General features: G+C 43.7%; 21 protein-coding genes and 2 tRNA genes. 4 read left to right on the top strand and 19 right to left on the bottom strand.

Going from position 1 to position 24424, the window contains the following annotated elements:
- The first annotated feature begins 91 nt into the window (after nucleotides 1–91).
- Nucleotides 92–1777 (top strand): sensor histidine kinase, encoded by a 1686-nt coding sequence (locus PSE83_RS13560; RefSeq protein WP_004905883.1) that lies wholly within the window; start codon nucleotides 92–94, stop codon nucleotides 1775–1777.
- Nucleotides 1778–1796: 19 nt separating this feature from the next.
- Nucleotides 1797–2513: a two-component system response regulator BtsR gene (gene btsR, locus PSE83_RS13555; RefSeq protein ID WP_004905884.1), complete on the top strand. Its 717-nt coding sequence runs from the start codon at nucleotides 1797–1799 to the stop codon at nucleotides 2511–2513.
- Between the two features lie 4 nt (nucleotides 2514–2517).
- On the opposite strand, the gene PSE83_RS13550 is transcribed toward btsR, so the two are convergent.
- The 18 genes from PSE83_RS13550 to rlmE all read right to left on the bottom strand — a co-directional run bounded on the left by PSE83_RS13550 (nucleotide 2518) and on the right by rlmE (nucleotide 21667).
- Nucleotides 2518–2847, bottom strand: a complete 330-nt coding sequence (locus PSE83_RS13550) for a helix-turn-helix domain-containing protein (protein ID WP_004905885.1) — start codon at nucleotides 2845–2847, stop codon at nucleotides 2518–2520.
- The gene (locus PSE83_RS13545) at nucleotides 2840–3226 is read right to left on the bottom strand and encodes a type II toxin-antitoxin system RelE/ParE family toxin (protein ID WP_272660914.1); all 387 of its coding nucleotides are present in this window, start codon (nucleotides 3224–3226) and stop codon (nucleotides 2840–2842) included. The genes PSE83_RS13550 and PSE83_RS13545 overlap by 8 nt, the downstream gene beginning before the upstream one ends.
- A gap of 153 nt (nucleotides 3227–3379) precedes the next feature.
- The gene (locus PSE83_RS13540) at nucleotides 3380–5311 is read right to left on the bottom strand and encodes a DEAD/DEAH family ATP-dependent RNA helicase (protein ID WP_004905887.1); all 1932 of its coding nucleotides are present in this window, start codon (nucleotides 5309–5311) and stop codon (nucleotides 3380–3382) included.
- Between the two features lie 170 nt (nucleotides 5312–5481).
- Entirely contained in the window at nucleotides 5482–6399 is a 918-nt protein-coding gene (gene nlpI / locus PSE83_RS13535; RefSeq protein WP_226617020.1) for a lipoprotein NlpI, read from the bottom strand.
- Nucleotides 6400–6492: 93 nt separating this feature from the next.
- Nucleotides 6493–8616 (bottom strand): polyribonucleotide nucleotidyltransferase, encoded by a 2124-nt coding sequence (pnp, locus tag PSE83_RS13530; protein WP_094961648.1) that lies wholly within the window; start codon nucleotides 8614–8616, stop codon nucleotides 6493–6495.
- A 403-nt stretch (nucleotides 8617–9019) separates the two neighbouring features.
- A complete protein-coding gene (rpsO, locus tag PSE83_RS13525; RefSeq protein WP_004905890.1) occupies nucleotides 9020–9289 on the bottom strand; it encodes a 30S ribosomal protein S15 in 270 nt (89 codons plus the stop codon).
- Nucleotides 9290–9401: 112 nt separating this feature from the next.
- Nucleotides 9402–10355, bottom strand: coding sequence for a tRNA pseudouridine(55) synthase TruB (gene truB, locus PSE83_RS13520; RefSeq protein WP_272660913.1), 954 nt, complete (start codon nucleotides 10353–10355; stop codon nucleotides 9402–9404).
- The gene (gene rbfA / locus PSE83_RS13515; protein WP_136134046.1) at nucleotides 10355–10765 is read right to left on the bottom strand and encodes a 30S ribosome-binding factor RbfA; all 411 of its coding nucleotides are present in this window, start codon (nucleotides 10763–10765) and stop codon (nucleotides 10355–10357) included. The genes truB and rbfA overlap by 1 nt, the downstream gene beginning before the upstream one ends.
- Before the next feature lie 86 nt (nucleotides 10766–10851).
- Nucleotides 10852–13590: a translation initiation factor IF-2 gene (gene infB / locus PSE83_RS13510; protein ID WP_094961650.1), complete on the bottom strand. Its 2739-nt coding sequence runs from the start codon at nucleotides 13588–13590 to the stop codon at nucleotides 10852–10854.
- Nucleotides 13591–13613: 23 nt separating this feature from the next.
- The gene (nusA, locus tag PSE83_RS13505; RefSeq protein ID WP_004905898.1) at nucleotides 13614–15122 is read right to left on the bottom strand and encodes a transcription termination factor NusA; all 1509 of its coding nucleotides are present in this window, start codon (nucleotides 15120–15122) and stop codon (nucleotides 13614–13616) included.
- Between the two features lie 23 nt (nucleotides 15123–15145).
- Nucleotides 15146–15598 carry a ribosome maturation factor RimP gene (gene rimP / locus PSE83_RS13500; RefSeq protein WP_036958775.1) on the bottom strand — a complete coding sequence of 151 codons (453 nt, stop codon included), beginning with the start codon at nucleotides 15596–15598 and terminating at the stop codon, nucleotides 15146–15148.
- Nucleotides 15599–15850: 252 nt separating this feature from the next.
- A tRNA-Met gene (locus PSE83_RS13495) sits at nucleotides 15851–15927 on the bottom strand.
- Between the two features lie 58 nt (nucleotides 15928–15985).
- Nucleotides 15986–16075, bottom strand: a tRNA-Leu gene (locus PSE83_RS13490).
- Nucleotides 16076–16190: 115 nt separating this feature from the next.
- On the bottom strand, nucleotides 16191–16535 hold the full coding sequence (gene secG, locus PSE83_RS13485) for a preprotein translocase subunit SecG (RefSeq protein ID WP_004905902.1): 345 nt from the start codon (nucleotides 16533–16535) through the stop codon (nucleotides 16191–16193).
- Nucleotides 16536–16755: 220 nt separating this feature from the next.
- Nucleotides 16756–18093 (bottom strand): phosphoglucosamine mutase, encoded by a 1338-nt coding sequence (glmM, locus tag PSE83_RS13480; protein WP_004905906.1) that lies wholly within the window; start codon nucleotides 18091–18093, stop codon nucleotides 16756–16758.
- A 4-nt stretch (nucleotides 18094–18097) separates the two neighbouring features.
- On the bottom strand, nucleotides 18098–18934 hold the full coding sequence (folP, locus tag PSE83_RS13475; RefSeq protein WP_272660912.1) for a dihydropteroate synthase: 837 nt from the start codon (nucleotides 18932–18934) through the stop codon (nucleotides 18098–18100).
- A gap of 66 nt (nucleotides 18935–19000) precedes the next feature.
- Nucleotides 19001–20980 carry an ATP-dependent zinc metalloprotease FtsH gene (gene ftsH, locus PSE83_RS13470; protein WP_272660915.1) on the bottom strand — a complete coding sequence of 660 codons (1980 nt, stop codon included), beginning with the start codon at nucleotides 20978–20980 and terminating at the stop codon, nucleotides 19001–19003.
- 57 nt (nucleotides 20981–21037) lie between these two features.
- The gene (rlmE, locus tag PSE83_RS13465) at nucleotides 21038–21667 is read right to left on the bottom strand and encodes a 23S rRNA (uridine(2552)-2'-O)-methyltransferase RlmE (protein WP_004905912.1); all 630 of its coding nucleotides are present in this window, start codon (nucleotides 21665–21667) and stop codon (nucleotides 21038–21040) included.
- 135 nt (nucleotides 21668–21802) lie between these two features.
- On the opposite strand from rlmE, the gene yhbY reads away from it, so the two are divergent.
- Nucleotides 21803–22096: a ribosome assembly RNA-binding protein YhbY gene (gene yhbY, locus PSE83_RS13460; RefSeq protein WP_004905914.1), complete on the top strand. Its 294-nt coding sequence runs from the start codon at nucleotides 21803–21805 to the stop codon at nucleotides 22094–22096.
- A 118-nt stretch (nucleotides 22097–22214) separates the two neighbouring features.
- On the opposite strand, the gene greA is transcribed toward yhbY, so the two are convergent.
- Entirely contained in the window at nucleotides 22215–22691 is a 477-nt protein-coding gene (gene greA / locus PSE83_RS13455; protein WP_004905916.1) for a transcription elongation factor GreA, read from the bottom strand.
- Nucleotides 22692–22936: 245 nt separating this feature from the next.
- Between greA and dacB the strand changes: the two genes are divergently transcribed.
- Nucleotides 22937–24385, top strand: a complete 1449-nt coding sequence (gene dacB, locus PSE83_RS13450; protein WP_096864331.1) for a serine-type D-Ala-D-Ala carboxypeptidase — start codon at nucleotides 22937–22939, stop codon at nucleotides 24383–24385.
- Nucleotides 24386–24424: the final 39 nt, after the last annotated feature.

The raw sequence follows: 24424 nt of genomic DNA, 5'->3' as shown, positions 1-24424 counted from the left end.
ACAAGAAAAGGTATCTTGGGGAGCATACACAAGTATGTGACCCAAGGAGCTGAACGTAGTCAACACCCCCAGAATGTGAAATATGACGAGCATGTACGAATTTGACTTAATATTACTCCTCCTCCAGCAAATGTGCGTCTACTTAGTGATCGCATGGGTCCTCAGTCGTACCCCGCTGGTTACCCCATTACTTAAAGTCACTATTCGCTTACCTCACAAGGTGATGTGCTACCTGATTTTCTCAGTATTTTGCATTATCGGTACTTATTTTGGTTTGCATATCAATGATTCTATAGCCAATACTCGCGCCATTGGTGCCGTGCTTGGGGGTCTATTAGGCGGTCCCGCTGTCGGCTTTGCCGTTGGTTTTACTGGTGGGTTACATCGTTATTCATTGGGTGGCATGAGCGCATTTGCCTGTATGGTTTCAACGATTGTTGAAGGGTTGATTGGCGGGTTAGTTCATCGTTACTTTATGAAACGCGGCGAAATTAATAAAATTTTTAATCCTATGATTGCCAGCTGTGTCACTTTTATTGCTGAAATCATACAAATGCTAATTATTTTATTGTTGGCAAAACCTTTCGATGAAGCCCTCGAACTTGTTAAAAATATCGCTGCACCTATGGTCATCGCAAATACGATTGGCGCAGCCATGTTTATTCGTATTTTACTCGACCGCCGCGCTATTGTTGAAAAATACACAACTGCATTCTCTGCTCAGGCGCTAAAAATCGCCTTAACCACTGAAGGAATTCTGCGTAAAGGCTTTAATGCTGATAACAGTATGAAAGTTGCCAAGATTATTTATCAAGAACTAGAAATTGGCGCCGTCGCCATCACTGATCGTGAAAAAATACTCGCATTTATTGGTATTGGCGCTGATCACCATCGCCCGGGAACACCGATTTCGTCGAGTCAGTCAAGGCAAGCTATAGAGAATAATGAAGTTGTATATGCCGATGGCAATGAAACGCCTTACAAGTGTTCATTAAGCCCCACCTGTAAACTCGGTTCTGCATTAGTGATCCCATTACGCGGGGAAAATGAAAAAGTCATTGGTACAATTAAACTGTATGAAGCGAAAAATAGCCTATTTAGCTCCATAAATCGTACCCTTGGTGAAGGCATAGCCAGCTTATTTTCCGCGCAAATTCTCGCGGGCCAATATGAGCGCAATAAGCAATCACTGTTACAATCTGAAGTTAAACTACTTCATGCGCAAGTGAACCCCCACTTTTTGTTTAATGTACTCAATACGCTGCAAGCCGTGATCCGCAAAGATAGCCAGCAAGCAGGCCAGCTTGTGCAATATATTTCGACATTTTTCCGCAATAATTTAAAACGACCTGAACAAAATGCCACGCTTGGTGAAGAAATTGAACATATCAACGCCTATTTGCAGATAGAAAAAGCCCGCTTTCAAGAAAGCTTACAAATTCATATTGAGATCCCAGATGAAGTCAAACAGGTTGAACTTCCGGCATTTACCCTGCAGCCACTGGTTGAAAATGCAATTAAACACGGCACCTCACAGTTATTAGAAACAGGATATATTACAATACGTAGTTATATCGACAGTGAACATGTCTACATCGAAATAGAAGATAACGCGGGGCTATACAAGCCCACTAAAAAGTCCGATGGCTTAGGAATGGGGCTAGTCGATAAACGCTTACGTTTAAAATATGGTGAACAATATGGTATCAGCGTAGAACATGAGCCAGAAAAATTCACTCGAATGAAAATTCGCCTGCCTTATTTGGCTACAACATAATAATGATTAAATTACCTCTATGAATGTATTGATTGTTGATGACGAACCTCTTGCACGGGAAAATGTGCGTTGCCTACTTGAAGAACACGATGATATTGAAATTATCGGTGAATGCGCAAATGCGATTGAAGCGATTGGGGTCATTCACAAAAAAAAGCCTGATGTGGTTTTTCTTGATATTCAAATGCCGCGCCTAACTGGCCTTGAAATGGTACGTATGTTAGATCCAGAAGACCGCCCCTATATCGTCTTTCTTACCGCTTTTAATGAATTTGCCATCCAAGCTTTTGAAGAGCATGCATTTGATTACTTGTTAAAGCCCCTTGAAACAGAGCGATTAAAAAAAACCTTAAACCGCCTACGTCAAGGTAAGCAAAAACAGAACCTTGAACTGCTCAGCAACAATGAGCCGCTCAAATTTATCCCTTGTACTGGCCATAGCCGCATCTATTTGATGAAGCTTGATGAAGTGCTATATGCCACCTCACGTATGAGTGGCGTGTATGTAATGAGCACACAAGGGCAAGAAGGCTTTACTGAGCTCACATTACGCACATTAGAAACTCGTACACCTTTAGTGCGCTGCCATCGCCAATATTTGGTTAACATGACTCAGTTAAATGAAATTCTGTTTGGCGACGGTGGACAAGCCGAGTTGGTACTCAGCTCCGGTGAACATATACCTGTCAGCCGCCGTTATCTCAAGCCACTAAAAGAGGCATTGGGTTTAGTTTGAGTGGTTAAATAATTAAAATCTCTGGCCCTCGCTGCTCTATAAGATGTAGCATTCTTAGAGCTGGGCCACTGGGTTTTTTTTCTTCTCTTTCCCACTTAGATACGCTTTCCTTAGACATGCCCAGCGCTAAAGCTAACATGGCTTGTGACATTCCATATTGAGCACGGAGTTGTTTGATTTGCGCACCGCTCATCATAGGTACTACCTTGATTTTATTATTTATTTTACGATTGCCAACCTTCTGTTCTAAATCAGTAACTAAACTTTTTGGTGCAGCATCAACCTGATGTAACTCTTTCGCTAGCTCAAGCATGTTTTCTAGTTTATTACTCATCAGTAAGCTCCTCCAAAATATTATGTAAAACTAAATCAGCAATTTTATCATCCGTATAATTAAGAAAAAGTCGAGATAAATTCTTATACGCATCTAGTTCATCATCTTCAATTTCTTTTACTCCTTTAGCAGCTATATTGCATTTCTCCCAACCATCGGCAAAAAAGAGATGATGGCTAACTTTGAAGAATATAATAACCCTGACCCCACCACTTTTCCCTTTTCCATTAATGGCAATCCTTTTTTTAATTACACCACTTCCTAAGTCTGCTTCATAAACCCCCGCTAAGACTTCATTTGCAGCCTTAAGCAAGTGTTTATCCATTATCTTAATTTTTTTGGTGCTTCGCTTAAATGAGGAAATTTTATAGAACGCCACAACTACTCTCCATGTAGTACCTATTACTATAGTAGCAAGTGCCATTTTTGAAGACAATATATATTGTTCATTTTTAAAACAACAAAAAACCCGCATTTCCAAGAAATGCGGGTTTTCATTTTATTAGGGAATAACTTCCCTAAAACCTAGCAATTACGCATTATGGCTGCTGCTACGACGACGAGGTGCTGCATTAGTACCATCTTGACGTGGAGCAGAGTTACCACGGTCACGGTTACCACCGCCACGACGCTCACCACCGCTACGACGTTCGCCACCGCGCTCACCGCCACGGTCATTACGACGACCTGCACCAAAGCCACCTTCGCTGCCGCCATCACGACGACCACCACCACGACGCTCACCACCGCCGCGACGTTCGAACGGTTGTGCATCACCGATCAGCTGCATTTGAGTTGGTTTATTCAAAATGCGTGCGCGACTTAAATGAGTTAACACGTCAGTTGGCATGCCTTTTGGTAATTCAATTGTCGAGTGCGTTCCGTACAATTTGATATTACCGATATAACGGCTGCTGATATCCGCTTCGTTAGCAATCGCACCAACAATGTGACGAACTTCCACACCATCATCACGGCCAACTTCAATACGGTACATTTCCATATCACCGACATCACGACGCTCACGACGTCCGCCACGCTCACCACGTTCTGCACGGTCAAAACCATTGCCGTTGCTGTTGCGGCGATCACCACGGCGATCATCGCGATCATTAAATTCACGACGTGGACGACGTGGCGCATCTGGTGGCAGGATCAGAGCACGTTCACCTTGTGCCATTTTCAGTAATGCTGCGGCTAAAGTTTCCATATCTACATCTTCTGATGGAGACATTTTTGCTAACAGTGAACGATATTGGTCTAAATCGCTGCTTTCTAATTGCTGTTGAATTTTCTCAGCAAATTTCGCCTGACGACGTTGGCTCAGCAGATCTGCATCTGGTAATTCAACTTCAGGAATAGTCAGTTTCATCGTACGTTCAACGTTACGTAGCAGACGGCGTTCACGGTTCTCAACAAACAGTAACGCACGGCCCGCACGACCCGCACGGCCTGTACGGCCAATACGGTGAACGTAAGACTCGGCATCCATTGGGATGTCATAGTTAACAACTAAACTAATACGCTCAACGTCCAAACCACGCGCTGCAACGTCAGTTGCAATCAAGATATCTAAACGACCATCTTTTAAGCGCTCTAAAGTTTGCTCACGTAGTGCTTGGTTCATGTCACCATTTAGTGCAGCACTGTTGTAGCCATTGCGTTCTAACGCTTCAGCCACTTCTAATGTTGCATTTTTGGTACGCACGAAAATAATTGCTGCATCAAAGTCTTCTGCTTCTAAGAAACGCACTAACGCTTCATTTTTACGCATACCGTACACTGTCCAATAGCTCTGAGCAATGTCTGGACGGGTTGTAATGCTAGCCTGAATACGAATTTCTTTCGGGTCTTTCATAAAACGACGTGTAATACGACGAATTGGCTCAGGCATTGTTGCAGAGAACAGCGCAGTTTGGTGCTCAGCTGGAATTTGGCTCATGATGTTTTCAACATCTTCAATGAAGCCCATACGCAGCATTTCATCAGCTTCGTCTAAGACTAAGCCTTTTAATTTAGAAAGATCTAACGTGCCACGTTTTAAGTGATCAAGAAGGCGGCCTGGTGTACCCACAACAATTTGTGGTCCTTGGCGCAGTGCACGTAATTGTACGTCATAACGTTGACCACCATACAGGGCAACAACGTTAACGCGGTTCATATGTTTAGAGAAATCACTCATTGCTTCCGCTACCTGAACAGCCAACTCACGAGTTGGAGCAAGTACTAAAATTTGCGGAGCTTTTAAATCTGGGTCGATGTTATGCAGTAATGGCAAACTAAATGCAGCAGTTTTACCGCTACCTGTTTGTGCCATACCTAATACATCGTTGCCATCCATTAACAATGGAATACATTGCTGTTGGATTGGTGATGGTTTTTCATATCCCAGGTCATTTAGTGCTGTCAAAATAGATGCTGATAAACCTAACTCAGCAAAAGAAATATCGGTCTCAGTAGTCATGTAAAGGTGCCTCATACATAATGGCAGCCAGTTTACATAACCATGCGAAAATCATTTCGGTCATTTTCATTTAAAATGTGAACTGGCTCAAATTGTGTTTATTAAACGAACAAATAGGCCGTCACCCCGAGGGATGATGACTTAAAAATTTATCATGAAATGTTCGTCAGCTATTGCTGGCCCGATTCTAAAAGGTCGTCTTGTTCTTGGCCTAACAGCGCCAATTCCAACAATGCATAGCGGTGTTCAACAAAGCTGTGAGCGTTGTTAGCTACCGTCAGTTTGAATAACGCAACTGCGCTATCCTTATCCCCCAGACTTAGGTAATGCTTACCTAAATAGAAGTTAGTTTCACTGAGATGCTCAGCGAGCGAAGTGTTATCCGTAGATGTTTCTTTCAAACGCTCCATCAATGTATTTTCATTGATATTGCCAAGATAGAATTCTACGATATTCCAGCCCCATTGCCCTTTCTCCGCTTGGTTGTAGCGGGCAGCAAGATTATCTTGCGCCATACGCGGGTCTATGTCTTTCTCTACGAGGTAAAGCCACAGAGTACGAAAAGGATCATTTGGATCTATCTGATAATACGCCAGCAGATCATCCTGCGCTAGTTTGTACCGTTCACCGTAATATAATGCGATGCCACGATTCATTCGCGCGAAATTGTAAGTTGGATCAAGCTCTAAAACAGAATCAAACGCTTCATAGGCAGCATCATAATTGCCTGCCTGCGTAAAATATATCCCTAAAAAATTAAAAACTTCAGGAATATCAGGACGAATGGCTAACGCAGTTGAAAAATCATTACGTGCCAGCGCCCTTAAACCGAGACTATCATACAACACACCGCGCTCATATAAAAGCTGTGCGTATTCATCATCGGTTAAAGACCGACTCGCAAGGATTTGTTCCATACGAGCCAGTATCACTTCTTGTTGCAATGAAGGTTGAAGTGGAACGGCAAATACCTCGTTCTTTCGCCAATCTTTGCTACTACATCCAATAATAACAAAAAAGATAAGCGCCAAGAGCACACGCGGTAACGTGCGATAATCTCTCACCCGAAGACAGATACTGTTCAACATACTCCGCCCTTACATTACCACGCTTTACAAATGATGGTTTCAGCAAATTTAGGCTGATAGCGCCCTAACTTAATAGAGCGCTGTTAAGTCAGCTTACTCTGCTGAGTCCTGCGGTTGTGCACTTGCTTCTTCAGTTGCTACCGCTTCTTTCATGCTAAGACGGATACGGCCCTGACGGTCGATTTCCAATACCTTAACAGGAACTTCTTGACCCATTTGTAGGTAATCAGTCACTTTCTCAACACGTTTGTCCGCGATTTGAGAAATATGAACCAGACCTTCTTTACCGCCGCCAATCGCAACAAATGCACCAAAGTCGACAATACGGGTTACTTTACCTGGATAAATGCGGCCAACTTCAACTTCTGCTGTGATATCTTCAATACGACGAATTGCTTCTTTCGCTTTAATACCATCAGTTGCTGCAATTTTCACAGTACCGTCATCTTCGATCTCGATAGTCGTGCCTGTTTCTTCCGTTAACGCACGGATCACAGAACCACCTTTACCGATGACATCTTTGATTTTGTCTGGATTGATGCGGATAGTGTAAATACGTGGAGCAAATTCAGAGATTTCTTCACGTGGGCCATTGATTGCTTGTTCCATCGTACCAAGAATGTGCAAACGCGCACCTTTTGCTTGGTTTAAGGCAACTTGCATAATTTCACGCGTGATCCCTTCAATTTTGATGTCCATTTGCAGTGCACTGATACCTTCACGGCTACCAGCCACTTTAAAGTCCATATCACCTAAGTGGTCTTCGTCACCTAAGATATCAGACAGAACAACGAAATCTTCGCCTTCTTTTACCAGCCCCATTGCAATACCTGCAACAGCGGCTTTAATTGGCACACCAGCATCCATCAGTGCTAATGACGCACCGCAAACTGATGCCATTGATGATGAACCATTGGATTCAGTGATTTCAGACACAACACGTACAGTGTATGGGAAATCTGCGTGGTCAGGCATCACAGCTAACACACCGCGTTTCGCTAAACGGCCGTGACCGATTTCACGACGTTTTGGTGAACCCACCATGCCAGTTTCACCGACAGAGTATGGAGGGAAGTTGTAATGGAATAAGAAACGGTCAGTATATTCGCCCATTAATTGGTCGATAACCTGTGCATCACGCTCTGTACCTAAAGTTGCAGTTACCAGTGCTTGAGTTTCACCACGAGTAAACAACGCAGAACCATGAGTACGTGGCAGAACCCCCGTACGAACGTCCAGTGCACGAACCATATCTTTTTCGCGGCCATCGATACGTGGCTCACCACGGATAACACGGCTACGAACAACTTGTTTTTCTAAGCTTGCTAAAATATCTGCAACTTCAGAAACATCAACGTTTTCGTCTTCAGCAACTAATACTGCAGTGACTTCTTCTTTGATTAAGTCAACCTGCGCGTAGCGCTCTTGTTTCTCAGTGATGCGGTAAGCATCGCCCATACGGCTTTCAGCTAATTGTGCAACACGGTCATGAAGAGCTTGGTTAACTGGCTCTGGCTGCCAATCCCATTTCTCTTTACCAGCTTCTTTCACTAATTCATTGATATTCTGAATAACAACTTGTTGTTGATCGTGGCCAAATACCACTGCACCTAACATTTGCTCTTCGCTCAACAAATCAGCTTCAGATTCAACCATTAATACCGCGTTATCAGTACCTGCAACCACTAAATCCAAACGGCTGTTTTTCAGTTCGTCTGCTGTAGGATTCAGAACATATTGGTCATTGATAAAACCAACACGTGCAGCACCGATTGGGCCATTGAATGGAACACCTGACAGCGCTAATACCGCTGATGCACCAATCATCGCAACGATATCTGGGTTAACTTGTGGGTTAACAGATACAACGGTCGCAATGATTTGAATTTCGTTATAAAAACCTTCTGGGAACAGAGGGCGTAGAGGACGGTCGATCAGACGTGCGATTAACGTTTCGCCTTCACCAGGACGACCTTCACGACGGAAGAAACTTCCAGGGATGCGGCCCGCTGCATATGTACGTTCTTGATAGTTAACAGTTAAAGGGAAGAAATCTTGACCTTCTTTCACTTTTTTCTGTGCAACTGCAGTCACGAATACTGCAGTGTCATCCATGTTAACCATAACAGCAGCAGATGCTTGGCGTGCGATCATACCGGTTTCAATCGAAACAGTATGTTGACCGTATTGGAATTTACGAACAATAGGATTTAACACTATATTACCCTTTTTGTAAGGCTACCTGAGATTCTCAGGGAGCATTGGTTTACTCTTCCTACTACAGCCTCGCGACTAATGAGAATACTGATGTTCTAGTGATCAATTCTCTCATTAGCCGCGCGAATCGGATGTAGCGAAGAGGCATTAATAAAAACAACTCACTACGATTTATAGCTTAGCATTTAAGTTAAGTATAATTCGAGTATTACTTCAACTTTCAAAATAACTTTTAGAAGAAAAGGGGCCTCTGGCCCCTTTTCTCTGAAACTGACTCTACTCGTCATACTTCAAGTTGCAACGTTGTTGACTACATTCACTCGTACTAGCCACATACTCATGTATGTACCTAGTAACTCACTCATTTGTCACCTAGCTGCAACTCGAATTATCTAGAGTAAGATTAGCGGCGCAGACCTAAACGCTCGATAAGAGCAGTGTAACGCGCGATATCTTTACCTTTCAAGTAAGCTTGTAAGCGACGACGCTGAGCAACCATACGCAGCAGACCACGACGGCTGTGGTGATCTTTTTTGTGCTCTGCAAAGTGACTTTGCAGGTGGTTGATTTGTGCAGTCAGCAGAGCGATTTGAACTTCGCTTGAACCAGTGTCATTTTCACCGCGGCCGAACTCAGCAACGATTTTAGCTTTCGCTTCATTACTTAGAGACATAATAAACTCCAAAATGATTAATGTAAGTGATGAGAGCCAATCTCTAATTTAGCATCTCAAGATTAAGCGCCGCTATTCTACGCTGCTTAAGGCAGCAAAGCAATAAGCGCCACTACACGGACTGTTCATTTTCCACAACCAAACGCTTCGGTGCTATACGGCCATCTTCACTCACCAGAGCAATACCGATAAACCGCTGCTCAGCGCCACAAGTGACTCGAACCATACAACCTTCTTCAAGGCCTTGGACTGCGGCTCTCACAGGTTGACCCTGCTTAAAATAAGCCGCTGTTTCCTCTGTAATATTTACAGCTGGAAAATGAACGACTGCCGTATCCATTGGCAACAATAGAGAGTCGAGCAATGACTCAAAAGAACCTTCACCCGCATCTACTTTTGCCCGTAAAGCAGCTAATTGTTCTAATGTTACCATTCGCTCATAAGGGTAATTAGCCACTTGCACTCGACGCAGGTAAATCACATGCGCACCACAGCCTAACATCTCACCTAAATCATCGATAATTGTACGAATATAGGTTCCTTTAGAACAGTGTATCTCCAGTTCTAATTCATTATTTTCTAAACGAATAAACTGCAATTCATACACTGTAATTGGGCGAGCTTCACGCTCAACTGTAATCCCTTTACGCGCATATTCATACAACGGACGACCTTGGTGTTTCAACGCAGAATACATTGAAGGAATTTGTAATGTATCACCGCGGAAAAATTCTAAAGCATCATCTAGTTGCTGCTGTGTAAACTCTACGTTACGCTCACTAATAATTTCGCCATGTGAATCTGACGTATCAGTACGTTGCCCAAGACGTGCAATCACGCGATAACGTTTATCTGAATCGAGTAAAAACTGAGAAAATTTCGTCGCTTCGCCGAGACAAACAGGCAACATACCTGTTGCGAGAGGGTCAAGTGCCCCCGTGTGCCCAGCTTTATTGGCATTAAAAAAGCGCCGCACTTTTTGCAGCGCATCATTTGAAGAAATGTCCGTGGGTTTATCCAGCAGCACTACGCCGTCAATATTACGGCCGCTACGACGACGCCCCATTATTTTTCCTCTTTATCACTAACATCCGCACGACGTTTTTCATCATCGCGGATCACATCTGACACTAAATTAGACATCCGCATACCGTCAACAAGAGAGTTGTCATATTCAAATGTTAACTCAGGAATAATACGCAAACGCATTGCTTTTCCAATTAATGAACGTATAAAGCCTGATGCTTCATTTAATGCTTTAATGCCATCTGCAACCATTTCTTCTTCGCTTTTATCGTTAGCGATATTGAAGAAGGTCACAAAGACTTTACCGTATGCGAGATCGCGAGATAACTCGACACCTGAAACGGTAGCCATACCAATACGTGGGTCTTTGATCTCACGTTGTAAGATGATCGCAATTTCTTTTTGCATCTCTTGCGCAACGCGTTGTGCACGACTGAATTCTTTTGCCATCGTTATATCTCCTGACAATAAAGGGGGCAAGCGCCCCCTCATTCATACTGTTTTCTCACCACGACATTTCGTGGGTACTCACAAAATTAACCATCAATAGAACGTTTAACTTCAATAATTTCGAAAACTTCAATCATATCGCCTACACGAACATCGTTGTAGTTCTTAACGCCAATACCACATTCCATACCGTTACGAACTTCATTGACGTCATCTTTAAAGCGACGTAGTGACTCTAGCTCACCTTCATAAATAACCACGTTATCACGTAATACGCGGATTGGGTTATTACGTTTGATGGTGCCTTCAGTGACCATACAACCAGCAACCGCGCCGAATTTCGGTGATTTAAATACATCACGAACTTCTGCAAGTCCAATAATTTGCTGTTTGTACTCAGGCGCTAACATACCGCTCATAGCTTGTTTGATTTCATCAATTAAGCTATAGATAACAGAGTAGTAGCGTAAGTCAACACTTTCACTTTCAATCACGCGACGAGCAGAAGCATCTGCACGTACATTGAAGCCTAAGATGATAGCATTCGATGCCGCAGCTAATGTTGCGTCAGTTTCAGTGATACCACCTACACCAGAACCGATGATTTTAATTTTAACTTCATCAGTCGACAGCTTCATTAGAGAGTCGGTAATTGCTTCACAAGTACCTTGTACGTCGGTTTTCAGAACGATGTTCAGCTCAGACACTTTACCTTCTTCCATGTTAGCAAACATGTTTTCCAGTTTAGATTTCTGCTGGCGAGCTAATTTAACATCACGGAATTTACCTTGACGATACAGGGCAACTTCACGTGCTTTTTTCTCGTCACGTACAACGGTAGCTTCATCACCCGCTGAAGGCACGTTAGATAAGCCTAAGATCTCAACAGGCATTGAAGGGCCTGCAGATTGAACTTCTTTACCTAATTCGTTACGCATTGCACGAATACGGCCATATTCGAAACCACACAGGACGATATCGCCTTTGTTCAATGTACCTTCTTGAACTAAGATTGTTGCAACTGGGCCACGACCTTTGTCTAAGTAAGACTCAACAACGACACCGCTTGCCATGCCTGCATATACCGCTTTCAGTTCTAAAACTTCAGCTTGCAGCAAGATAGCATCGAGTAACTCGTCAATACCGGTACCTTTCTTAGCAGAAACACTGATGAACTGAGTATCACCACCCCAGTCTTCAGAAATAACACCGTACTGAGACAGCTCATTTCTAACGCGGTCTGGGTCAGCTTCTGGTTTATCAATTTTGTTTACTGCAACAACAATTGGTACACCCGCTGCTTTCGCATGCTGAATAGCTTCAATTGTTTGTGGCATAACACCATCGTCTGCAGCAACAACCAGAACAACGATATCCGTTGCCTGAGCACCACGAGCACGCATTGAAGTAAACGCGGCGTGACCTGGGGTATCTAAGAAGGTAATCATACCCTTATCAGTTTGTACGTGGTAAGCACCAATGTGCTGAGTAATACCACCCGCTTCACCTGATGCCACTTTCGTTGAGCGAATGTAGTCAAGTAGAGAGGTTTTACCATGGTCAACGTGACCCATAATGGTCACAACTGGCGCACGTGGCTCTTGAAGTGCAGAACCTGTATCACGGTCATTCATTACCGCTTCTTCTAATTCGTTTTCACGACGCAGAATAACTTTGTGACCCATTTCTTCTGCAACTAACTGTGCAGTTTCTTGGTCAATCACTTGGTTGATAGTCGCCATTGCGCCCATCTTCATCATCGTTTTGATGACTTGAGAACCTTTTACTGCCATTTTATTAGCAAGTTCACCAACAGTGATTGTTTCACCAATCACAACATCACGGTTAACCGCAACTGCTGGTTTAGTAAAGCTTTGTTGTAAAGAACTACCTTTACGTTGCTTACCTTTGCTGCGACCCGAACGGCCTGCGGCACGTTCTTCTTCGCGATCTGCTTTTTCAGAAAGTTTATTACCTTTCTTCTGGCGAGGTGCTTTTGCAGTACGATTACGTGAACGACGGCCTTCTTCTTTCTCATCACTTTCATCTTCAGCTGCACGAGCGTGCGTTGAAGTTGTTGTGTGATAATCGCTGTCTTCTTCAGTTTTCGTTTCAGCAGTCCACTTTTCACCGTTTTCTTCTGCCATTTTGCGTGCTTCTTCAGCTACGCGACGTGCTTCTGCTTCAACTTTGCGCTGAGTTTCTTCTTCAGCTTTACGTTTTAGCTCCGCAGCTTCAGCTTCACGGCGTTGTTTGTCGGCATTACTTTCTACAGCTTTGCCTGGTTTTTGTTGATTTTCGCTTGGTTTCACTTTTTCTCTTTCCGCTGCTTCGCGCGTAGCTTTATCTGCTGCTTCACGTTTTGCTTTCTCTTCGGCTTCACGTTTTGCCTTTTCTTCCGCTTCACGTTTAGCTGTTTCTTCTGCTAATCGTTTTGCTTCTGCTTGACGTTGTGCCAGTTCTTCAGCTTCGCGCTGTGCCTGCTCTTCCGCTTCACGCTGCGCCTGCTCTTCCGCTTTTGCTTCTTCAGCATCACGGTTCACATAAGTGCGTTTTTTGCGGACTTCGACATTTACCGATTTGCTTTTGCCACCGGTGACGGGGACACTCAGCGTACTACGAGTTTTGCGCTGTAGTGTCAATTTGCTTGGCTGACCCGCTACCCCGCCTTGTTCACGGTTTAAATGGCTCAGTAAAGCTTCTTTTTCTGACTGGCTAACAGAGTCATTCTCACCTTTTTTGATCCCTGCTTCAGCAAATTGCTGTACCAGGCGATCAACTGTGGTTTGAATTTCCGTTGCCAATGTTTTTACAGTTTCTGTCATGCCGTTCCTTCCTGCTACAGTGTTTACGCATCGTTACCGAACCAGCAAATATTACGTGCGGCCATGATGAGCGTACCTGCTTTCTCATCATCCAGACCTTCAATATCAATCAGGTCGTCGATGCCCTGCTCAGCAAGATCTTCCAGTGTACAGATTCCACGAGTAGCCAAATTATAGGCAAGAGTACGATCCATACCTTCAAGATTCAATAAATCTTCTGCTGGCTGATTATCACCTAGGCTCTCTTTTTGAGCCAATTCTATTGTGGTGAGGGCCGCTTTCGCTCTTTCACGTAGAACTTCAACAGTCTCTTCGTCAAGACCATCAATTTCCAGAAGTTCATTAATAGGCACGTAAGCCAGTTCTTCTAACGTCGAGAAGCCTTCTTCAACAAGTGCAGTGGCAAACTCTTCATCAATATCAAGATGCTTGGTGAATGTATCAATAGAAGCATGTGCTTCTGCCTGATGTTTTGCATTAAGCTCTTCTGCGGTCATGACATTTAATTCCCATTTGTCATCACCACGGTGTTTTTTCAGTAACTGAGCTGCCAGACGAACGTTTTGACCGTTACGTCCAATGGCTTGTGCCAAATTACTACTTTCTACGGCAACATCCATCGTACATTTGTCTTCATCGACTACGATAGATGCAACATCAGCCGGAGCCATTGCATTAATAACGAATTGAGCTGGGTTATCATCCCATAACACAATGTCAATTCTTTCGCCGCCTAATTCACTAGAAACGGCTTGAACACGTGCACCACGCATACCAACACAAGCACCAACTGGGTCGATACGCTTGTCATTAGTTTTAACTGCGATTTTTGCACGAGAGCCTGGGTCACGAGCAGCGGCTTTGATTTCAATAATTTCTTCGCCGATTTCTGGCACTTCAATGCGGAATAATTCAATCAGCATTTCAGGGCGAGAACGCGTAACAAAAAGTTGCGCGCCGCGTGCTTCAGGACGAACATCATACAGGACTCCGCGGATACGGTCACCTGGACGGAAGTTTTCACGTGGCAACATATCTTCACGCAGAATAACGGCTTCCGCGTTATTGCCTAAGTCTAACGTGATATTTTCACGATTAACTTTTTTCACCTGAGCAGTGATAATTTCACCTTGTTGCTCACGGAATTGGTCAACAACCATCGCACGTTCTGCTTCGCGCACTTTCTGTACGATAACTTGTTTAGCTGTTTGGGTAGTAATACGGTCGAATACAACAGATTCAATTTGATCTTCGACGTACTCTCCAAGCTGGAGCGCTGGGTCTTCATACTGAGCCGCTTCCAACGTAATTTCACGCGTTGGCATTGTGACTTCTTCCACAATTAACCAACGACGGAACGTGTCGAAATCACCTGATTTACGGTCAATTTCCACACGAACATCAATTTCTTGCTCGTATTTCTTTTTAGTCGCCGTCGCTAATGCAGTTTCCAGAGCCTCGAAGATTTTTTCACGAGGGAGGGATTTTTCGTTAGAAACCGCTTCTACAACAGCCAGAATTTCTTTATTCATCCTAGTTGCCTCATTGAACTTTATTAAAAGTGGGGTACCAAGTTAGCTTTCTGGATGTTGCCGAGGGCGAACACCTCATCCTTACCATCTACAGTAACCGTAATCATTTCACCGTCTATGGCCTTAATAATTCCTTGCCACTTACGGCGGTTCTGCATTGCTATACGCAAAGTCAATGCCACCTCTTCCCCCATAAAACGCTCATAATGCGCAATGGTGAATAATGGACGTTCAAGCCCTGGTGACGATATTTCCAGGTTATAAATGACAGAGATTGGATCTTCAACGTCCAATACTGCACTGACCTGATGGCTGACATCAGCACAATCATCAACAGTGATGCCTTCTTCACTATCAATGAAGACACGCAGTGTTGATGTACGGCCACGGACAAACTCTAAGCCTACAAATTCAAAGCCTAGCGCCTCCACAGGTGCTGAGATCATCTCTGTTAATTTCTGTTCTAATGTGGACAAGCCCACCCCCAGACATAAAAAAAGGGCTATAAAAGCCCAGTTAATTCGATTGTCAAATAACAAAAAACCCCGAAATTCGGGGCTTTATGCAACTGGACCCTGTAGTGCACGGGTTCACCATATTCTTATTATACCTGTAAAATCTAGAGAAATCGATGAGAAATTTTGAGAGCTGTTAGATAACTGCACTTGATTACTACACCGGATAACTACTATAGACCACGATACTGACAAGGTATGTTGAATAAGAAATGGTTGCGGGAGCCGGATTTGAACCGACGACCTTCGGGTTATGAGCCCGACGAGCTACCAAGCTGCTCCATCCCGCGTTCGAAAGCGTGTCATATTCTACACAGATAACCTGTAAATCACAAGCATCTTAAATAATGGTGCCGAGGACGGGACTTGAACCCGTACGCCCGTTTTGTAGGCACTACCACCTCAAGGTAGCGTGTATACCAATTTCACCACCTCGGCACTGAGGCGAGGTTATCAATATTTAATCAATAACCTCAAATTTTAACTTCTTGCTCATCGCTGAGCTTACTACTTAATGATGGCATTAGTTGCCTTCATTCGGAATCTTTCACACTTAACGAGGGATATCGCTCGTTGGTGTAGCTGGTGCTGCCGGAACGTCTGTTGGTTGCTCGACTTTTGTAGGTTCACTAATGTTTTCCCACTTACTACCACTACCAGTTCCGTACTTGTTGGCAGTCATGTTGCCAAGTATTAAACTGATGATGAAAAACACAGCAGCCAAGATTCCAGTCATACGGGTCATGAAGTTACCTGAGCCCGATGAACCAAACAGTGTTGCAGAAGCGCCCGCACCGAATGAAGCTCCCATGTCAGCACCTTTACCTTGCTGTAACATAATCAGACCAATAAGCCCGATAGCCGCTAGCAAGAAAATAATTAAAAGAGCTACATACATTTGAGTTACCTATTCAGTTGCGGTGCATAGCCTAATGCTATGACCTTTATCACTGCACACCTGCTCATTTCGACCGTAAAGAAACACGCTTACGGGATTGAGCAGGTGCGAATACTAACCAAAGCTGAGCCGACAAGCAAGTCTATTTTAATTCCATTTGATTATTTGCAGAAAAAAACAACAAATTATCAAAATATCGCTCAGCTTCACCAATAACAACTTAGCCAGCTGCTTTTACTGCATCAGCAATATGGTTTGCCATTGCTGTCACATCAGCTTCGTTTTCACCTTCAACCATAACTCGGATTAATGGCTCTGTTCCTGATTTTCTCAGTAATACGCGGCCTTTTCCTGCCAATTGTTTTTCAACTTCTTCGTTCGCGGCAACAACTGCATCACTTTGTAATGGGTCGTGTTGGCCTTTGAAACGTACGTTAACTAGCACTTGTGGTAATAATTTCATACCGCTGCATAAATCATGTAGGCTCATATGGTTACGTACCATAGCGCTTAATACCTGCAAGCCTGCAACAATCCCATCACCAGTGGTCGTTTTATCTAATAAAATCACGTGGCCTGAGTTTTCAGCCCCCATGCGCCAACCTTTTTCCTGTAATTTTTCGAGAACATAGCGGTCGCCCACTTTTGCACGCTCAAAAGGAATTCCGAGCTGTTTTAGGGCGATTTCTAACCCCATATTACTCATTAATGTTCCCACTACCCCGCCTTTTAACTGGCCTTGGCGTAACGCTTCGCGAGCAATAATGAAGAGGATTTGGTCGCCATCGACTTTTTCACCGAGGTGATCAACCATAATAATGCGGTCACCATCACCATCAAATGCTAAACCAACATGCGCTTTTTCTTCCAAAACTTTTTGTTGTAACTGGCGAACGTCTGTAGCGCCACACTCTTCGTTGATGTTGATTCCGTTAGGATCGCAACCGATAGTGATGACTTCTGCCCCTAACTCACGGAACACATTTGGTGCGATGTGGTAAGTAGCCCCATTAGCACAATCAATGACAATTTTTAAACTTGCAAGGCTTTGTTCGTTCGGGAACGTACCTTTACAGAATTCAATATAACGGCCCGCAGCATCTACAATACGGTTTGCACGACCTAATTCAGCTGACTCAACGCAGGTGATCGGCTTTTCCATTTCAGCTTCAATGGCTTCTTCGACTTCATCAGGCAGCTTAGTCCCATCAATTGAGAAGAACTTAATCCCATTATCATAATATGGGTTATGAGACGCTGAAATGACAATTCCCGCTTCTGCGCGGAAAGTACGTGTTAAATAAGCAACCGCTGGGGTTGGCATTGGACCTGTGAAAGATGCGGATAAACCTGCCGCTGCTAAGCCCGCTTCTAATGAAGATTCCAACATATAGCCAGAAATACGCGTATCTTTACCAATAATAATTTTACGTGAACCATGACGAGCGAGGACTTTCCCTGCCGCCCAGCCTAATTTTAAAACAAAATCAGGGGTAATTGGGCTATCACCCACTTTGCCACGAATACCATCAGTACCAAAATATTTACGGTCGCTCATACGCTTATTTTTCCTTTTCTGACAGAGTCATCTGTACCACTTGCATCGCTTGCACGGTTTCTTTGACATCATGAACTCGAATGATGTGAGCCCCTTGCATCGCAGCAATCACTGAACAAGTTAGGCTGCCTGCGAGGCGTTCTTGTGGTGGAACATTCAATAATTGTCCAATCATAGATTTACGTGACATCCCTGCCAATAGCGGTAGTCCGAAATTATGAAATTGTTCTAAGTTTGCCAATAACTGGTAATTATGCGACAAGTTCTTACCAAAACCAAAGCCTGGATCAAGGATAATTTGTTGCCTCTCTATCCCTGCGCCCACACACCGGGTGATTTCAGCATCAAGATAGTCTTTTACCTCACGCACCACATTTTCATAATTTGGCGCTTCTTGCATCGTTCTTGGCTGGCCTTGCATATGCATAATGCAAACGGGTAAACCTGTTTTCGCGGCGACGACTAATGCGTCTGGCTCATGTAGAGAACGAATATCATTGATGATATGCATACCTGCGTTTGCTGCTTCCGCCATGACTTGGGCTTTAGAGGTATCGACTGAAATCCATACATCAAAACGCTGGGCTATTGCTTCAACAACAGGAATAACCCTATCAAGTTCCTCATTCACAGAAACTTCGGCAGCCCCTGGACGGGTAGATTCACCACCAATATCAATGATAGTCGCACCGTGTTGCACCATTTTTGCCACATGTTCAAGCGCATCATGATAACGATTATGAGTGCCACCATCTGAAAAGGAATCAGGAGTGACATTCAAAATCCCCATCACCTTAGGTGTGGATAAGTCAAGGACACTGCCTCTCGCTTTGATTTGCATTGTTATTTTTCCTTAACGAAAAAAACCCCAGCGAACTGGGGTCTTAATATTTTATTTCACGACCGCTTATTGTGATTTGCTGTCGTTATTATCTGATGGGTTTGATTCATCAGCATTATTACTATTATTTGTGTTATCTGGTTCTTCAGACTGTGGTTTTTCCGCTGTAGGTTCCGCTTTTGGCGCACCTGTACCGAACGAACCAGTGACATTACTCACTTTTTTGTCTTCATCCCAACCTGCTGGCTCACGCACTGGACGGCGGTTCATCAGGTCATCAATCTGTGGCATATCAATGGTTTCATATTTCAATAATGCATCTTTAGTCGCATGCAGAATATCAATATTGTCTTCCAATGTTTTGTATGCCAATTGATAACAGTGGTCCAGAATTTTTTTAATTTCTTCATCGACAATACGTGCTGTCTCATCAGAAATTCCTGAACCATTACCTGAAGAGCGACCTAAGAACGCTGGGCCTTCTTCTTTCGAATACTGCATTGGGCCTAAGCGGTCAGAGAAGCCCCACTGAGTCACCATGTTACGTGCCGTATTCGTCGCAAACTGAATATCGGAAGAAGCACCCGTTGTGACTTTATCGCGACCATAAATCAGTTCTTCTGCAATACGACCTGCATATGCCGTTGCAATCATACCTTCGAGCTTCAAGCGGCTACGACTGACTTCATCACCTTCTGGTAAGAAGAAAGCAACACCTAACGCTTGCCCACGCGGAACGATCGTTACTTTGTGGACAGGGTCATGTTCTGGCATTAAATGACCGATAATCATATGACCACCTTCATGGTAAGCCGTTGATTCTTTTTGCTCTTCGGTCATCATCAGAGAACGACGCTCTGCACCCATCCAAATCTTGTCACGCGCTTTTTCAAACTCAACCATAGAAACAACACGCTTATTCGCGCGAGCAGCAAACAATGCGGCTTCGTTCACTAAGTTTGCGAGTTCAGCACCTGAAAACCCAGGTGTTGCACGTGCAAGAATGAAAGTATCTACACTTGGGTCAATAGGAACACGACGCATATGTACTTTCAGAATTTGTTCACGGCCACGAACGTCTGGTAAGCCAACGACTACCTGACGGTCAAAACGACCTGGACGTAATAAAGCAGGGTCAAGTACGTCAGCACGGTTAGTTGCTGCGATAACAATGATCCCCTCATTACCTTCGAAACCGTCCATCTCAACTAGCATTTGGTTCAGTGTTTGTTCACGCTCATCGTGACCACCACCAAGACCTGCACCACGTTGACGACCTACCGCATCGATCTCATCAATAAAGATGATACAAGGCGCTGCTTTTTTCGCTTGTTCGAACATGTCACGAACACGAGAAGCCCCCACCCCCACAAACATTTCCACAAAGTCAGAACCGGAAATGGTGAAGAATGGAACTTTTGCCTCACCAGCGATAGCTTTTGCCAGTAATGTTTTACCTGTTCCTGGAGGCCCTACCATCAGGACGCCTTTTGGAATTTTACCGCCAAGTTTTTGGAAACGAGCAGGTTCACGCAGAAACTCTACGATTTCGCCTACTTCTTCTTTGGCTTCATCACACCCAGCAACGTCTGCAAATGTTGTTTTGATCTGATCTTCTGTCAGCATGCGGGCTTTACTTTTGCCAAATGACATTGCCCCCTTGCCGCCACCGCCTTGCATCTGGCGCATGAAGAAAATCCAGACACCAATCAACAGAAGCATTGGGAACCAGGAAATAAAAATAGATGTCAGTAAGCTAGGTTCTTCTGGTGGTTCACCAACAACCGTCACATGCTTATTTAGCAAAGTGTCTAACAGCTTCTCATCCTGCATAGGAAGATAAGTTGTATAGCGGCTATTATCAGCCTTTCTGACGTTCAATTCACGACCTGTGATACGAACTTCACGTACCTGATCCTGGGCTAACTCATTGATAAACGTAGAATAATCAACTCTGCGACTATTCGAATCGCTTGGGCCAAAACTCTGGAACAAGGACATCAGAACAACTGCGATGACTAACCAGAGAATCAGGTTTTTCGCCATGTCACTCAAGGGATTAACCTCATATTACAACTGTGTTAACAAATAACGCTCAGGGTACTACAGTTTTAGCCCTGTCGCTACAATGTATACTTCACGTGACCGTGCGCGCGAAGATTCGGGTTTACGAACTTTTACTTTCGTAAACAGGGAGCGGATATCCCTAAGGTAATCGTCAAAGCCTTCTCCCTGAAACACTTTAACAATGAAACTCCCCCCAGGCGCCAATACAGCACGGCACATATCCAAAGCTAATTCAACTAGATACATAGAGCGAGGAATATCAACCGCTGGTGTCCCACTCATATTTGGAGCCATGTCAGACATGACCACCTGTACTTTTTTGTCGCCAACGCGTTCTAACAAAGCGGCGAGAACGGCTTCATCGCGAAAATCCCCTTGCAGGAAATCAACGCCAACGATTGGGTCCATCGGCAATAAGTCACAAGCAATAACCCGCCCATTATGACCTATTTGGCTAACAACGTATTGCGACCAACCACCAGGGGCTGCTCCTAAATCAACAACGGTCATACCTGGTTTAAAAATTTTATCACCTTGCTGGATTTCTTCCAGCTTAAACCATGCACGTGAGCGTAGCCCTTTTTTTTGTGCTTGCTGAACATATTTATCACTAAAATGCTCTTGCAACCAGCGACTTGAGCTTGCCGAACGTTTTTTATTGGCCATTGTGCTTTCCAACTATACTAAAAGAACTTCACCTAACTTGCTGCTTCTTTACCATCAAAAAGATATAATTGATGGTGATAGATATCAGATGGCGGTAGAATAAGCCATTTTCAATACTAACCAAGCAAAAAATCAATGAATCTTAATAAAAAACAAATTCAGCACCTAAAAAGTCTCGCTCACCATTTAAACCCTGTTGTTATGATCGGCAACAATGGTTTAACCGAAGGTGTTTTGGCTGAGATTGAACTCTCATTAGCACATCATGAGCTTATCAAAGTCAAGATCGCAGGCGAAGACCGTGATACTAAAAATTTGATCGCTGATGCGATTGTTCGCGAAACTGGTGCAGTAAATGTACAAATTATTGGTAAAATTCTTGTTATCTACCGTCCTTCGGCAGACCGCAAAATCATTTTACCTAAATAATCCCCCATCATTTATATAAAAATGCCATTGAAAGCATGTTTTATATGATGAAAAAGGCCGCCTGCGGCCTTTTTCTTTAAATCAGGGAAATAATATAACCAATTCAGGGAAATAGGAATCAGATATACTCAACTTTAAGAATTTCGAACTCGACATCACCACCTGGGGTTTTAATCGAGACCGCATCATCAACTTCTTTACCCACTAAACCGCGTGCTATCGGTGAGTTCACAGAAATCAGATTGATCTTAATATCTGCTTCATCATCACCAACAATACGATACGTTAGCTCTTCGTCAGTATCAACATTCAATACTGTCACAGTCGCGCCAAAGATAACACGACCGTTATTGACCATTTTAGTTACATCGATCACTTGAGCGTGAGAAAGTTTCCCTTCGATTTCTTGAATACGGCCCTCACAGAAACCTTGTTGCTCACGTGCTGCATGATATTCTGCATTTTCTTTTAAGTCACCGTGCTCACGCGCTTCTGCAATAGATGCAATAATTTCTGGGCGACGGACAGATTTAAGGAATTCTAGCTCTTCTCTTAGCTTATCCGCACCAAGTACCGTCATCGGGATCTGTTTCATTAATAAATACCTCGGTTCAATCCTATCTAAAAACAAGTATCTTCCTGATTTTGTAACAACAGTACACCGAACACCTGCGTAAAACCGGGGGTGTTCTAGTAAAAAAACGCAATCAGACTTATGTACTCATTTATCTTATCATAATGTACGCTATTTTAACTGAGACTTAATAACGGGTCACCGTTTACTTTCTTGGGCATTACACTTTAGTATGTATTATATGTCCACCCTAATGCGTGAAATATATGTCATTATTAACTTTAACCAGAAAATGGATAATCTCTTTAGGAATTACCTTAGCTAGTACGCAAGTTTTTGCGATTCCTATTGATGAATACAAACAATATTTACCTGATGGCACTAACCTTGCTCTGGTCGCGCAAAAAGTGGGAAGTAGCACCCCATTAATTGATTATAATGCACAGCAAATGGCATTACCTGCAAGTACACAAAAGGTTGTGACCGCTCTTGCTGCCCTATTGCAACTGGGGCCAGATTACCGTTTTGTCACCAATTTTGAAACTGATGCAAAACTTAGCAACAACACGCTGACGGGTGATTTAGTGATCCGCTTCAGTGGTGACCCGACATTAACCCGCCAACAAATTCGCAATATGGCGAATGCATTAAAGCAGCTTGGGATCCATAAAGTTGACGGCGATCTCGTCGTTGATATTTCTGCTTTTACTAGCCATGACAAAGCACCGGGATGGGTTTGGAATGATATGACCCAATGCTTTAGTGCGCCACCCGCTGCGGCTATCATTGACCGTAACTGTTTTTCAGTTTCTCTTTACCCTGCTGAAAAAGCAGGAGATTTTGCATTCATTAAGGCGGCTAGTTTTTACCCTGTCAATATGTTCAGCGAAGTCAAAACATTACCTAAAGGTTCCCCTGAAGCGCGCTATTGCGAACTTGATGTCGTTCCTGGTGAACTGAACCGCTACACCCTAACAGGTTGTTTAACTCAACGCAGCGAGCCCTTGCCACTTGCCTTTGCGGTACAAAACGGAGCGAGTTACTCCGGTGCAATTGTCAAAAATGAGTTAACCACCGCGGGTATTGAGCTAACTGGCCATGTGAAAAAACGCACATTTCCTGCGGCTCAATCACAAGTATTAGTCAAAACCGAATCTAAGCCACTACATGACTTGTTGAAAGTGATGCTCAAAAAATCGGATAATATGATAGCGGATACCGTTTTTCGTACCATTGGCCGTGAATATTATGGCGTTCCGGGGACTTGGCGTTCAGGATCCGATGCGGTAAGACAAGTGCTGAAGCAAAAAGCGGGGATCGACCTTGGCAATACCGTGATGGTAGATGGATCGGGATTATCTCGCCATAATTTAATCACCCCAGCAACCATGATGGAGATCTTGCAGTTTATCGCTAAAAATGATCAACAACTCGATTTTATTTCTATGCTTCCACTTGCAGGCCATGATGGCACTTTGCGTTACCGTGGTGGTTTTGATGAGGCGGGTGTTAATGGAAAAGTTTCCGCCAAAACGGGAGCATTACAAGGGGTTTATAATCTCGCTGGTTTTATCACAACCGCCAGTGGTCAACGTGTGGCTTTTGTGCAATTTATCTCTGCTTATGCAGTACCACAGAGCCAGCAACGTACTCGTCGAGTTCCATTAGTACGATTTGAAAGCCGTTTGTATAAAGATCTGTATCAGAAAAACTGATCATACGTGATTTAGACAGTAAAAAGGCGCTTTCGCGCC

The organism is Providencia sp. PROV150 (genome assembly GCF_028481025.1).
GTDB lineage: Bacteria > Pseudomonadota > Gammaproteobacteria > Enterobacterales > Enterobacteriaceae > Providencia > Providencia hangzhouensis.
This window is presented reverse-complemented; position numbering and strand designations above follow the sequence as displayed.

Bases quoted from the DNA above. Each gene is read 5' to 3' on its own strand.
- PSE83_RS13560 (WP_004905883.1), top strand. From the start codon at position 92: ATGTACGAATTTGACTTAATATTACTCCTCCTCCAGCAAATGTGCGTC.
- btsR (WP_004905884.1), top strand. From the start codon at position 1,797: ATGAATGTATTGATTGTTGATGACGAACCTCTTGCACGGGAAAATGTG.
- PSE83_RS13550 (WP_004905885.1), bottom strand. From the start codon at position 2,847: ATGAGTAATAAACTAGAAAACATGCTTGAGCTAGCGAAAGAGTTACAT.
- PSE83_RS13540 (WP_004905887.1), bottom strand. From the start codon at position 5,311: ATGACTACTGAGACCGATATTTCTTTTGCTGAGTTAGGTTTATCAGCA.
- nlpI (WP_226617020.1), bottom strand. From the start codon at position 6,399: ATGTTGAACAGTATCTGTCTTCGGGTGAGAGATTATCGCACGTTACCG.
- rpsO (WP_004905890.1), bottom strand. From the start codon at position 9,289: ATGTCTCTAAGTAATGAAGCGAAAGCTAAAATCGTTGCTGAGTTCGGC.
- truB (WP_272660913.1), bottom strand. From the start codon at position 10,355: ATGGGGCGTCGTCGTAGCGGCCGTAATATTGACGGCGTAGTGCTGCTG.
- rbfA (WP_136134046.1), bottom strand. From the start codon at position 10,765: ATGGCAAAAGAATTCAGTCGTGCACAACGCGTTGCGCAAGAGATGCAA.
- infB (WP_094961650.1), bottom strand. From the start codon at position 13,590: ATGACAGAAACTGTAAAAACATTGGCAACGGAAATTCAAACCACAGTT.
- nusA (WP_004905898.1), bottom strand. From the start codon at position 15,122: ATGAATAAAGAAATTCTGGCTGTTGTAGAAGCGGTTTCTAACGAAAAA.
- secG (WP_004905902.1), bottom strand. From the start codon at position 16,535: ATGTATGTAGCTCTTTTAATTATTTTCTTGCTAGCGGCTATCGGGCTT.
- glmM (WP_004905906.1), bottom strand. From the start codon at position 18,093: ATGAGCGACCGTAAATATTTTGGTACTGATGGTATTCGTGGCAAAGTG.
- folP (WP_272660912.1), bottom strand. From the start codon at position 18,934: ATGCAAATCAAAGCGAGAGGCAGTGTCCTTGACTTATCCACACCTAAG.
- ftsH (WP_272660915.1), bottom strand. From the start codon at position 20,980: ATGGCGAAAAACCTGATTCTCTGGTTAGTCATCGCAGTTGTTCTGATG.
- rlmE (WP_004905912.1), bottom strand. From the start codon at position 21,667: ATGGCCAATAAAAAACGTTCGGCAAGCTCAAGTCGCTGGTTGCAAGAG.
- yhbY (WP_004905914.1), top strand. From the start codon at position 21,803: ATGAATCTTAATAAAAAACAAATTCAGCACCTAAAAAGTCTCGCTCAC.
- greA (WP_004905916.1), bottom strand. From the start codon at position 22,691: ATGAAACAGATCCCGATGACGGTACTTGGTGCGGATAAGCTAAGAGAA.
- dacB (WP_096864331.1), top strand. From the start codon at position 22,937: ATGTCATTATTAACTTTAACCAGAAAATGGATAATCTCTTTAGGAATT.